Genomic DNA, 10,321 nt, shown 5'->3' on the forward strand with positions numbered 1-10,321 from the left:
CTGGAAGCAATGGAAGCGTGGGAGCACCCGCTTCGCCGAGTTGCGACGTCGCGGCGTCGGCCGGAATCTGGCGGCACAAACCGTCGGCAACCCACATGGCCCTTGGCGGCTCGCGAACAGCCCCGCGCTCACCATCGCCATGCCAATCGCGTTCTTCAGGGCACTCGGCTTGGCTTCCGTCGCGGCACAGCAACCAGCATAATCTACCGAACCGCCGGATACGGACCCGTATGTCCGGTGGTGTGGGAGGGGAGAAGCCGCGAGGCTTCCCCCTATCCCGATTGCAGCGGCATACTCCGCTGTCGTCCCGGACAAGCGCGCCGTAAACGCGCGCAGATCCGGGACCCAGCCACAGGAGTAGCCGTTGCGCGAAGCTCGCAACTTCGAGTCTTCGCCAAACCACTCCCTGTTGGGTATGGGTCCCGGATCGGCGCTCCGCCCTGGACAACGCTGCGCGTTGCCAAGAGCTGCGCTTGTCCGGGACGACAGCGAGGCTGTGGCGGCGCGGCGGCCCTCACCCAGCTCCCAGCCTTCATTTCTTCAAATTGCGCCGCAATTGATGTATCCAGATAAGCCAATGGTCACGCTGTGACGGCACAACGCGCCCAGCCTTTCATTTGGAGATATTCCGATGTCGCTCGATTCGGACATCATCGTCGATCGCCGCAGGATCCGCCGCAAGCTGACGTTCTGGCGTGTGATCGCCGCGCTGATCGCGATCGCGGCGATTGCGAGCTTCGCGCTGATTGCGACACCCGGCGCGCGCGGCACCTTCGCATCCGCCGGCTCGATCGCGCGCGTTCATATCGATGGATTGATCCGCAGCGATTCCGATCGCACGCAGGCGCTGGAGCGGCTCGAGAATTCGCAGGCCGCTGCCGTCATCGTTCATATCAACTCACCGGGCGGCACCACCGCCGGCTCCGAGCAGCTTTACGATTCGCTGGTCCGGCTCAAGGCGAAGAAGCCGCTCGTCGTCGTGGTCGAGGGTCTCGCTGCCTCCGGGGGCTACATCACGGCGATCGCGAGCGATCACATCATCGCCCAGCAGAGCTCGCTGGTCGGGTCGATCGGCGTGCTGTTCCAGTACCCCAACCTCACCGATCTGCTGAAGACCATCGGCGTCAAGGTCGAGGAGGTGAAGTCCTCGCCGCTGAAGGCCGCGCCCAACGGTTTTGAGCCGACCAGTCCCGAGGCCCGCGCCGCGCTCGATGCGCTGGTGAAGGATTCCTATGCCTGGTTCAAGGGCCTCGTGAAGGAGCGGCGTGGCATGGATGACACGCAGCTCGAAAAAGTCGCTGATGGCCGCGTCTTCACCGGCCGCCAGGCGATCGATCTCAAGCTGATCGACCAGATCGGCGACGAGAAGACGGCCGTGACCTGGCTGGTCGAGCACAAGAGCGTCAAGAAGGGGCTGCCCGTGCGCGATTACAAGCTCGAGCCGCGCTTCGGCGATCTGCCGTTCCTCAAGACCGCCGCCGCCGTGACGCTGGAAACGCTGGGTTTGGGGTCGATTGCGCATCAGATCGGGCAAACCGGCGTCGCACAGGCGGTCGATCGGCTCGGAATGGATGGAATGCTGGCGTTGTGGCAGCCGGCTGCGTCGAACTGACCGGAGACAGGCGAGTTCCGAAAGCTTTTCCCGTCCGGCGCGTGCCGGCGCAGCCCGCTTTTTCGGCATTTGTCACGCATTTTCACGACGCTCAACCTTGATTTAGCGTCTTGACAGATCACGGTATTTTCACGGAAATGGTCATCCGCACGCTTCCGGGTCCTATCTCTCGATGATCAAATCCGAACTTGTTCAGCGTATCGCCGAGCACAACCCGCATCTGTACCAGCGGGATGTCGAGAACATTGTGAATGCGATTCTCGAAGAGATCGTAGCGGCGCTTGCACGCGGCGATCGCGTCGAGCTGCGCGGCTTCGGTGCCTTCTCGGTCAAGCATCGCCCAGCGCGCGCAGGGCGCAATCCACGCACCGGCGCCCATGTGCCCGTCGATCAGAAGAGCGTTCCGTTCTTCAAGACCGGCAAGGAAATGCGCGAGCGGCTGAACCGCGACCATCCGGATCCCGGCGCGGCAGACTAAGGCGCGATGTGATCGCGCTTTAGTTTATCGTCTGAGCATGATCTTTTCGGAAAACCGCTGCACACTTTTCCGGATCATGCTCTAGGGCCGGCCTCAGGGTTTTTCGCGGTCGCGCAGGATGCGGCCGCAAGCTTGATTGATGGCGAGCGAAACGAGATGCGAAAGTTCCTGACCGCGCTGATCGTGATTCCGCTGGGCCTGATCCTGGTGGCGTTTGCCGTCGCCAACCGGCATTTCGTCACGGTATCCTTCGACCCCCTCATTTCCGACGATCCGTCACTGTCGATGACGTTGCCGCTGTTCCTGCTGCTGATCCTGGTGGCGGCCGTCGGGGTCTTCGCAGGCGGGTCTGCCGTCTGGTTCGGCCAGCGGCGCTGGCGGCGCGCGGCGCGCCGGAACGATGCGGAGGCCCGGGCCGCCCGGGCCGAACTGGCCGATCTGCGGGCCCGGGCGACCGCAGCGAAGCCCGAGTCCCAGCGCCTTCCCGTTCCCTCCGGGGTCGGCCTGTACGGGCCCATCGGGCGAGACAAGCAGCGCGCGACGTTGTAGAAGCGGCCCCGACCGAAAAACCTGCTTTCCGGCCGGCTTGCGGCCTCCATTTGCCTTGAGACCATGTCCCTGCTCGTCAAGATCTGCGGCCTGTCCACGCCCGAGACGCTCGAAACGGCGCTCGAGGCGGGTGCCGACATGGTGGGGTTCGTGTTCTTTCCGCCGTCGCCGCGGCATCTCTCCCTGGAGCTCGGCCGCGACCTCGGCCGCCAGGTGAAGGGGCGCGCGCTTAAAGTGGCGCTCACCGTCGACGCCGACGATGCCACGCTCGACAACGTCATGGACGCGCTGTCGCCGGACATTCTCCAGCTCCATGGCAAGGAGAGCGTGGCGCGGCTGCGCGACATCAAGCAGCGGTTCGGCCGCCCCGTGATGAAGGCGGTGCCGGTCGCAACAGCAGCCGATCTCGTCGTGCTGCCCGGCTACGCCGCGGTCGCCGACCGCATCCTGTTCGATGCGCGTGCACCGAAGGATGCGACGCGGCCCGGCGGCTTAGGTGAGCCGTTCGACTGGCACCTGCTGGAACATCTTGATCTGAAGCTGCCCTACATGGTCTCGGGCGGGCTGCACGCCGACAACCTGGCCGAAGCCCTCCGTGTCACCCGCGCCGGCGGCGTCGATGTGTCCTCCGGTGTCGAGAGCGCCTCCGGCGTCAAGGATCCCGAGATGATCCAGGCCTTCATCCGCGCCGCGCGCGCCACCCAAGATGCAAGTCAAGAGTTGAGCGTTCGATGAACATCGCCAAACCCAATTCCTATCGCAGCGGGCCCGACGAGCGCGGCCATTTCGGCATTTTCGGCGGCCGCTTCGTCGCCGAAACGCTGATGCCGCTGATCCTCGACCTGGAGAAGGCCTACACCGCCGCCAAGGCCGATCCGGCCTTCCAGGCCGAGATGAACGGCTACCTCAAGAACTATGTCGGCCGGCCCTCACCGCTCTATTTCGCCGAACGCCTCACCGAGCATCTCGGCGGCGCAAAGATCTACCTCAAGCGCGAAGAGCTCAACCACACCGGCTCGCACAAGGTGAACAACGTGCTCGGCCAGATCATGCTGGCACGGCGCATGGGCAAGAAGCGCATCATCGCCGAAACCGGCGCCGGCCAGCACGGCGTCGCCACTGCAACGCTGTGCGCGCGCTTTGGCCTGGAATGTGTGGTCTATATGGGCGCCGTCGATGTCGAGCGGCAACAGCCCAACGTCATCCGCATGGAGATGCTGGGCGCGAAGGTGTTTCCGGTGCAGTCGGGCACGCGCACGCTCAAGGACGCCATGAACGAGGCGCTGCGCGACTGGGTCACCAACGTGCATAACACCTTCTATTGCATCGGCACGGTGGCGGGCCCGCATCCCTATCCGACGCTGGTGCGCGACTTCCAGTCGATCATCGGCAACGAGACCAAGGCGCAGATGCAGGAGATCGAAGGGCGCCTGCCGGATTCGCTGGTCGCCTGCATCGGCGGCGGCTCCAATGCGATGGGCCTGTTCCATCCGTTCCTCGATGATCCCAGCGTTGAGATCTTCGGCGTCGAAGCCGCGGGCCATGGCCTCACGCAGCTGCACGCGGCCTCGATCGCGGGCGGCCGTCCCGGCGTGCTGCATGGCAACCGCACCTACCTCCTGATGGATGCCGACGGCCAGATCCAGGACGCGCATTCGATCTCCGCCGGCCTCGATTATCCCGGCATCGGCCCGGAGCATTCCTGGCTGCACGAGGTCGGCCGCGTGAACTATCTCTCCGCGACCGACGACGAGGCGCTCGCGGCGTTCCAGCTGCTGTCGAAGCTCGAAGGCATCATCCCCGCGCTCGAGCCCGCCCATGCCATCGCCAAGGTGATGGAGCTCGCGCCGAAACGGCCGAAAGACCACCTGATGGTCGTCAATCTCTCCGGCCGCGGCGACAAGGACGTTCCGCAGGTCGGCGACATCCTGAGGGGCAAGAAGTGACCACGCGTATCGATACCCGTTTTGCCGAGCTGAAAAAGGCCGGCCGCTCGGCCTTCGTGACCTTCCTGATGGCCGGCGATCCCGATCCCGCGACGTCGCTCGAGATCATCAAGGCGCTGCCGAAGTCCGGCGCCGACGTGATCGAGATCGGCATGCCTTTCACCGATCCGATGGCCGATGGCCCGTCGATCCAGGCTGCCGGCCTGCGGGCACTCAAGGCCGGCATGACGCTGAAGAAGATGCTGGAACTGGTGCGCGGCTTCCGCAAGGATGACGACGCGACGCCGATCGTGCTGATGGGCTATTACAATCCGATCTACATCTACGGGGTCGACAAGTTCCTGGTTGACGCGAAGAGCGCCGGCGTCGACGGCCTCATCATCGTCGACCTGCCGCCGGAGGAAGACGACGAGCTGTGCCTGCCCGCGATGAAGGCCGGCCTGAACTTCATTCGCCTGGCGACGCCGACCACCGACGACAAGCGTCTGCCGGCCGTGCTCGCCAACACCTCGGGGTTTGTCTACTACGTCTCGATCACCGGCATCACCGGCGCTGCGGCTGCGGACTCCACGGCCGTCAGCGAGGCGGTTGCCCGCATCAAGCGACACACAAAACTGCCGGTCTGCGTCGGCTTCGGCATCCGCACGCCGGAGGCCGCCCGCGCCATCGCATCCCATGCCAACGGCGCGGTGGTCGGGACCGCCTTGGTGGATGCGCTCAAGAACAGCCTCGATGCGGAGGGGCGCGCCACCGCCAAAACCGTTAACGCCGTGGCTGAGCTGACGGCGGCCCTGGCCCACGGCGTCAAGGGCGCGCAACAGGCGGCCGAATAGGCCATAATTCCGCTGCCAAGGCGGCCGACACGGCGGCTTGCCGGGCAGACGTCCGGCCGCCATATATCGTTCAGGCGATCCGCGAGGCGGGTTCGCACATCGGAGCAAACCATGAACTGGCTTACCAATGTGGTCCGGCCGAAGATCCGCAACATGCTGCGGCGGGAGACGCCGGAGAATCTTTGGATCAAGTGCCCGGATTCCGGACAGCTCGTGTTCTACAAGGACGTCGAGGCCAACCAGTTCGTCATTCCCGGCTCGAACTACCACATGCGCATGGGCGCGGTGGCGCGCCTGAAGTCGATTTTCGACAACGAGACCTGGTTCGATGTCGCGTTGCCTGAGGTCACGCCCGACCCGCTCAAGTTCCGTGACGAGAAGAAATATGTCGACCGCATCAAGGATGCGCGGGCGCGGACCAATCTGAACGACGCGGTCAAGGTCGGCTACGGCAAGCTCGAAGGTGCCGCCGTCGTCGTCGCCGTGCAGGATTTCGACTTCATGGGCGGCTCGCTCGGCATGGCCGCGGGCGAAGCCATCGTGCGCGGAATGGAACTCGCGGTCGAGAAGAAGTCGCCCTTCATCGTGTTCGCCGCATCAGGCGGCGCCCGCATGCAGGAGGGCATCCTGTCGCTGATGCAGATGCCGCGCACCACCGTGGCGGTGCAGATGCTGCGCGAGGCAAAACTGCCCTACATCGTCGTGCTGACCAACCCGACCACCGGCGGCGTCACCGCCTCCTATGCGATGCTCGGCGACGTGCAGATTGCCGAGCCCGGCGCGCTGATCGGCTTTGCCGGCGCGCGCGTGATCGAGCAGACCATCCGCGAGAAGCTGCCCGAGGGCTTCCAGCGCGCCGAATATCTCAAGGAGCACGGCATGGTCGACATGGTCGTGCATCGCCACGATCTGCGTCCGACCCTGGCGCGGCTGTGCCGCCTGCTGACCAAGGCGCCGGCGCAGGAAGGCGCTTCGAAGCCGGCGCAGCCGGTGACGAGCCCGGCGCAGATCGTATCGGCCGCCGAGACGGCGCCGGCCGCGCCGCACGCGTGAACGCCTCCCCTGACACTGCAAAGACACCGCTCGGCGAATTGATCGGGCGGCTGTCGGCCCTGCATCAGAAGCGCATCGATCTCGGGCTGGAGCGGATGCACCGCCTGCTCGAACGGCTCGGTCATCCCGGACGCAAGCTCCCGCCGGTGATCCATGTCGCCGGCACCAACGGCAAGGGCTCGACGCTCGCTTATCTGCGCGCGACGCTGGAGGCTTCAGGCTCGCGGGTCCATGCCTACACCTCGCCCTATCTGGTCCGCATCAACGAATGTTTCCGGCTCGGCCGCGTGGGCGGCGGCGTGCTCGTCGATGACGACGAGTTGCATGCCGCGCTTGAAGAGGTCGAGCGCGTCAATGCCGGCGAGGCCGCAACATTGTTCGAGCTGAAGACCGCCGCCGCTTTCCTGCTGTTTGCGCAGAATCCGGCCGACGTGGTGCTGCTCGAGGTCGGTCTCGGCGGGCGGCTCGATTCGACCAATGTGGTCGATACGCCGGTGGCCTGCGTGATCACGCCCATCAGCATGGATCACATGGATTTCCTCGGTGATACCCTGGCCTCGATAGCCGGCGAGAAGGCCGCGATCATCAAGCGCGGCGTGCCCGTGATTTGCGCCGAGCAAATGCCGGAGGCGATGGCCGCGATCGAAGCGCAGGCGAAGCGCATGCGTGCGCCGCTGTTTGCCGCAAACGAGAGCTGGCACGTCAATGTCGAGCGCGGGCGTCTGGTCTATTCCGACGAGCGGGGCTTGATGGATCTGCCGGCGCCGCGTCTGTTCGGCCGCCACCAATTCGCCAACGCCGGGCTCGCGATCGCGACGCTGCGCGCGATTCCGACCTTCAAGATCCCCCACGCCGCGTTCGAGGCCGGCATCGTCGGCGCTGAATGGCCGGCGCGGATGCAGCGCCTCACCTCGGGCGAGCTGCTGTCCTGGGGTCCGCAGAACTCGGAGATCTGGCTCGACGGCGGCCACAATGCCGAGGGCGGGCGCGTTGCGGCGGCCGCGCTCGGCGATCTCGAAGAACGCGTGTCGCGGCCGCTGGTGGTCATCGCCGGCATGATGGCCAACAAGGACGCGCAAGGCTTTCTCGCCAATTTCGCCGGCCTCACCCGTCACATCATCGCAGTGCCGATTCCCGATACCGAGAACGCGATGCCGGTCGACCGCCTCGCGGATGCCGCGCGCAGCCTCGGCATGCGCGTCGAGCCCGCGCCCTGCATCGAAGCCGCGCTGCGCGCGTTGGCGAAGCTCGCCTACGAGGTGCCGCCGCGCATCCTGATCACCGGCTCGCTGTATCTTGCCGGCCACGTGCTGGCGATCAACGGCACGCCGCCTGCATAGTCTCCTGTCCCGGACAAGGCGCATCGCGTAAGCGATGAGCCGCAGAGCCGGGACCCAGAATGCCGCCATATGGGCCCCGGCTCTGCAGCGCACCGCGAAAGACGCGCTGCGCTGCGTCCGGAGCACGAAAGAGAGACTGCACATGCGTTTTGCCGCCATCGCCGATATCCACGGAAACTACCTCGCGCTGGAAGCCGTCCTCGCCGATATCCGCGCGCTTGATATCACCGACATCGTCAATCTCGGCGACATGCTGAGCGGTCCGCTCGATGCGCGCCGCACCATCGAGATATTGATGACGCTCGACGCCGTGCATGTGCGCGGCAATCACGACCGCTATCTGCTCGACCGTCCACCCGAGAAGATGGGCCCGTGGGATCGTCCCGCGCATGCGCAGCTCGACGCCGCGCAACTCGACTGGCTGCGCGCGCAGCCGACGACGCGCGTCTTCCGCGAGCAGGTGTTTCTCTGTCACGCGACGCCCGGCAGCGACGAGGTCTACTGGCTCGACACCGTGCATCCCGACGGCGCGGTGGCGCTGTCGCCGCTCGATCGGATCGAGCAATTCGCGGGAGGCATCACGCAACCGCTGATCCTCTGCGCCCACACCCACCTCGCCCGTGCCGTGCGCTTGCGCGACGGCCGGCTGATCGTCAATCCCGGCAGCGTCGGCAGCCCTGGTTTTCGCGACAAGCATCCATTCCCGCATGTCGTCGAAGCCGGCACGCCGCATGCGCGTTATGCGATCCTCGAATTCGCTGAGGGCGACTGGCAGGTGACGTTCCGACACGTCGTATATGATCACGAAGCCATGGCCGCGCTGGCGCGGCGCAATGGTCAGCCGGAGCTGGCGAACGCGCTGGCGACGGGATGGATTGGGTAGTCATGCCTCGTGTCCCGGACGCGGTGCGGCATGAAATGACGCGACGCAGAGCCGGGACCCATGCTTCAGCGTACGCGCGGCCCCTGGGTCCCGGCTCTGCGGTGCACCGCTTGCGCGCTGCACCTTGTCCGGGACACGAGAGCGAACCTCACCCGAACAGCTTCATCGGATCGGCCGCCTTCTGCTTCAACTGCTCGAAGCGGCATTGCCGCGGCGCCTTGTCGGGGCGCCAGCGCAGGATCGAGGTGCCGTGGCGGAAACGCTCGCCGCTGAAATGATCGTAGCAGACCTCGATCACCAGCTTCGGCTTCAGCGGGCACCATTTGGCCGAGCGCTCGGTCGACCAGCGGCTCGGTCCACCCGGCGCATTGCCGGTGAAGCCGGGCTCGCCAATCAATGCCTCGAGCCGATCGGTCAAGGCCGGCTTCTCCTCTGCCTTGATAGCCGAGGTGAAGCCGACATGGTGCAGCAAGCCCTTATCGTCGTAGAGACCGAGCAGCAGCGAGCCGACGACTTTCCGGCCGACGATCTTGTTGGTGGCGTAGCGGAAGCCGCCGACCACGCAATCGGCGCTACGGAATTTCTTGATCTTCTGCATGCCGTCGCGCGTGCCGGCCTGGTAGGGCAGGTCGATGCGCTTGGCGATGACGCCGTCCGAGCCGCCGCCGGATTGCGCCAACCATTTCTTGGCGGTGGCGTAGCTGGCCGTCGCCGGCGAAAGACGGAAGATGCTGCCTTTGAGGTTGGCCCGTGTGAAGGCTTCCAGCGTCGGCCGGCGCTCGCGCAGCGCCTTCGCAGCCAGGCCTTTCTCCCGCGACGTCGCGAGTAAATCGAAAACAAGATAGAGCGCCGGTGTCTCCACCGAGAGCTTCTTCACGCGGCTCGCAGCCGGATGAATGCGTTGCAGCAGCGCCTCAAAGGAAAAGCTCTTGCCGTGCGGCACGACGAGCTCGCCGTCGAGCGTGAAGCGATCAGCTTTCAACTTAAGCGCAGCGGCGACGATCTCGGGGAAATAGCGCGCGAGGTCCTCGCCGGATTTCGAGCGCAGGTCGACGTCGCCGCCGTCGCGCGACAGCAGGCAGCGGAAGCCGTCCCACTTGGGTTCATATTGCCAGTCCTTGCCGCGCGGGATCTCGTCGACCGAACGCGCCTCCATCGCGACGAGAGGGCTCGATCTTCGGACGCGCTTTGCGGGAGGAGCTGGCAAGGGCGGGACTCGTCATACGCTGAACACGTCCCATCAACGCAAAACGGCCGGCTTTCGCCGGCCGTTTTCGAAAATAATCCTGCGCGAGGCAGATCACACCGCGGAGGTGATCCACTGCTGGAGCTTCGCCTTCGGCGCGGCGCCGACTTGGCGCGAGGCCATCTCGCCGCCCTTGAAGATCATCAGGGTCGGGATCGACATCACGCCGTATTTGGACGCGGTCTTCGGGCTCTCGTCGACGTTGAGCTTGACGATCTTGACCTTGTCGCCCATCGCACCGGCGATCTCGTCGAGCGCGGGCGCGATCATGCGGCAGGGGCCGCACCATTCGGCCCAGAAATCGACGACCACGGGGCCGTTCGCCTTGAGCACTTCGGCTTCGAAATCGGCGTCGGAAACCTTGCTAACGGCCATTGGGAG

At 65.4% G+C, this 10,321-nt stretch carries 11 protein-coding genes and 1 pseudogene; 10 read left to right on the plus strand and 2 right to left on the minus strand.

The window, feature by feature from the left end; translation table 11 throughout:
* The 10 genes and pseudogenes from YU9_RS49550 to YU9_RS0108085 form a co-directional block, all read left to right on the plus strand.
* Nucleotides 1–202: pseudogene (locus tag YU9_RS49550) on the plus strand (group II intron reverse transcriptase/maturase); the annotation flags it as partial.
* A 429-nt stretch (nucleotides 203–631) separates the two neighbouring features.
* The gene (sppA, locus tag YU9_RS0108045; RefSeq protein WP_027572337.1) at nucleotides 632–1,612 is read left to right on the plus strand and encodes a signal peptide peptidase SppA; all 981 of its coding nucleotides are present in this window, start codon (nucleotides 632–634) and stop codon (nucleotides 1,610–1,612) included.
* Between the two features lie 172 nt (nucleotides 1,613–1,784).
* Nucleotides 1,785–2,090, plus strand: coding sequence for an integration host factor subunit beta (locus tag YU9_RS0108050; protein ID WP_008539997.1), 306 nt, complete (start codon nucleotides 1,785–1,787; stop codon nucleotides 2,088–2,090).
* A 156-nt stretch (nucleotides 2,091–2,246) separates the two neighbouring features.
* Nucleotides 2,247–2,639, plus strand: coding sequence for a lipopolysaccharide assembly protein LapA domain-containing protein (locus YU9_RS0108055; RefSeq protein WP_027572338.1), 393 nt, complete (start codon nucleotides 2,247–2,249; stop codon nucleotides 2,637–2,639).
* Between the two features lie 63 nt (nucleotides 2,640–2,702).
* Nucleotides 2,703–3,374 (plus strand): phosphoribosylanthranilate isomerase, encoded by a 672-nt coding sequence (locus tag YU9_RS0108060; RefSeq protein WP_027572339.1) that lies wholly within the window; start codon nucleotides 2,703–2,705, stop codon nucleotides 3,372–3,374.
* Entirely contained in the window at nucleotides 3,371–4,585 is a 1,215-nt protein-coding gene (gene trpB, locus YU9_RS0108065) for a tryptophan synthase subunit beta (RefSeq protein WP_027572340.1), read from the plus strand. The genes YU9_RS0108060 and trpB overlap by 4 nt, the downstream gene beginning before the upstream one ends.
* Nucleotides 4,582–5,418, plus strand: a complete 837-nt coding sequence (gene trpA / locus YU9_RS0108070) for a tryptophan synthase subunit alpha (protein WP_027572341.1) — start codon at nucleotides 4,582–4,584, stop codon at nucleotides 5,416–5,418. The genes trpB and trpA overlap by 4 nt, the downstream gene beginning before the upstream one ends.
* 111 nt (nucleotides 5,419–5,529) lie before the next feature.
* Entirely contained in the window at nucleotides 5,530–6,471 is a 942-nt protein-coding gene (accD, locus tag YU9_RS0108075) for an acetyl-CoA carboxylase, carboxyltransferase subunit beta (RefSeq protein WP_027572342.1), read from the plus strand.
* Nucleotides 6,468–7,811, plus strand: a complete 1,344-nt coding sequence (locus tag YU9_RS0108080) for a folylpolyglutamate synthase/dihydrofolate synthase family protein (protein WP_027572343.1) — start codon at nucleotides 6,468–6,470, stop codon at nucleotides 7,809–7,811. The genes accD and YU9_RS0108080 overlap by 4 nt, the downstream gene beginning before the upstream one ends.
* Before the next feature lie 142 nt (nucleotides 7,812–7,953).
* The gene (locus YU9_RS0108085; RefSeq protein WP_027572344.1) at nucleotides 7,954–8,694 is read left to right on the plus strand and encodes a metallophosphoesterase; all 741 of its coding nucleotides are present in this window, start codon (nucleotides 7,954–7,956) and stop codon (nucleotides 8,692–8,694) included.
* Between the two features lie 148 nt (nucleotides 8,695–8,842).
* On the opposite strand, the gene YU9_RS0108090 is transcribed toward YU9_RS0108085, so the two are convergent.
* On the minus strand, nucleotides 8,843–9,901 hold the full coding sequence (locus YU9_RS0108090) for an ATP-dependent DNA ligase (RefSeq protein ID WP_256375867.1): 1,059 nt from the start codon (nucleotides 9,899–9,901) through the stop codon (nucleotides 8,843–8,845).
* Between the two features lie 93 nt (nucleotides 9,902–9,994).
* On the minus strand, nucleotides 9,995–10,315 hold the full coding sequence (trxA, locus tag YU9_RS0108095) for a thioredoxin (protein WP_008540017.1): 321 nt from the start codon (nucleotides 10,313–10,315) through the stop codon (nucleotides 9,995–9,997).
* Nucleotides 10,316–10,321: the final 6 nt, after the last annotated feature.

Origin of the sequence: Bradyrhizobium sp. WSM1743, assembly GCF_000473065.1 — a bacterium.
Classification (GTDB): Bacteria; Pseudomonadota; Alphaproteobacteria; order Rhizobiales; family Xanthobacteraceae; genus Bradyrhizobium.

Bases quoted from the DNA above. Each gene is read 5' to 3' on its own strand.
- sppA (WP_027572337.1), top strand. From the start codon at position 632: ATGTCGCTCGATTCGGACATCATCGTCGATCGCCGCAGGATCCGCCGC.
- YU9_RS0108050 (WP_008539997.1), top strand. From the start codon at position 1,785: ATGATCAAATCCGAACTTGTTCAGCGTATCGCCGAGCACAACCCGCAT.
- YU9_RS0108055 (WP_027572338.1), top strand. From the start codon at position 2,247: ATGCGAAAGTTCCTGACCGCGCTGATCGTGATTCCGCTGGGCCTGATC.
- YU9_RS0108060 (WP_027572339.1), top strand. From the start codon at position 2,703: ATGTCCCTGCTCGTCAAGATCTGCGGCCTGTCCACGCCCGAGACGCTC.
- trpB (WP_027572340.1), top strand. From the start codon at position 3,371: ATGAACATCGCCAAACCCAATTCCTATCGCAGCGGGCCCGACGAGCGC.
- accD (WP_027572342.1), top strand. From the start codon at position 5,530: ATGAACTGGCTTACCAATGTGGTCCGGCCGAAGATCCGCAACATGCTG.
- YU9_RS0108085 (WP_027572344.1), top strand. From the start codon at position 7,954: ATGCGTTTTGCCGCCATCGCCGATATCCACGGAAACTACCTCGCGCTG.
- trxA (WP_008540017.1), bottom strand. From the start codon at position 10,315: ATGGCCGTTAGCAAGGTTTCCGACGCCGATTTCGAAGCCGAAGTGCTC.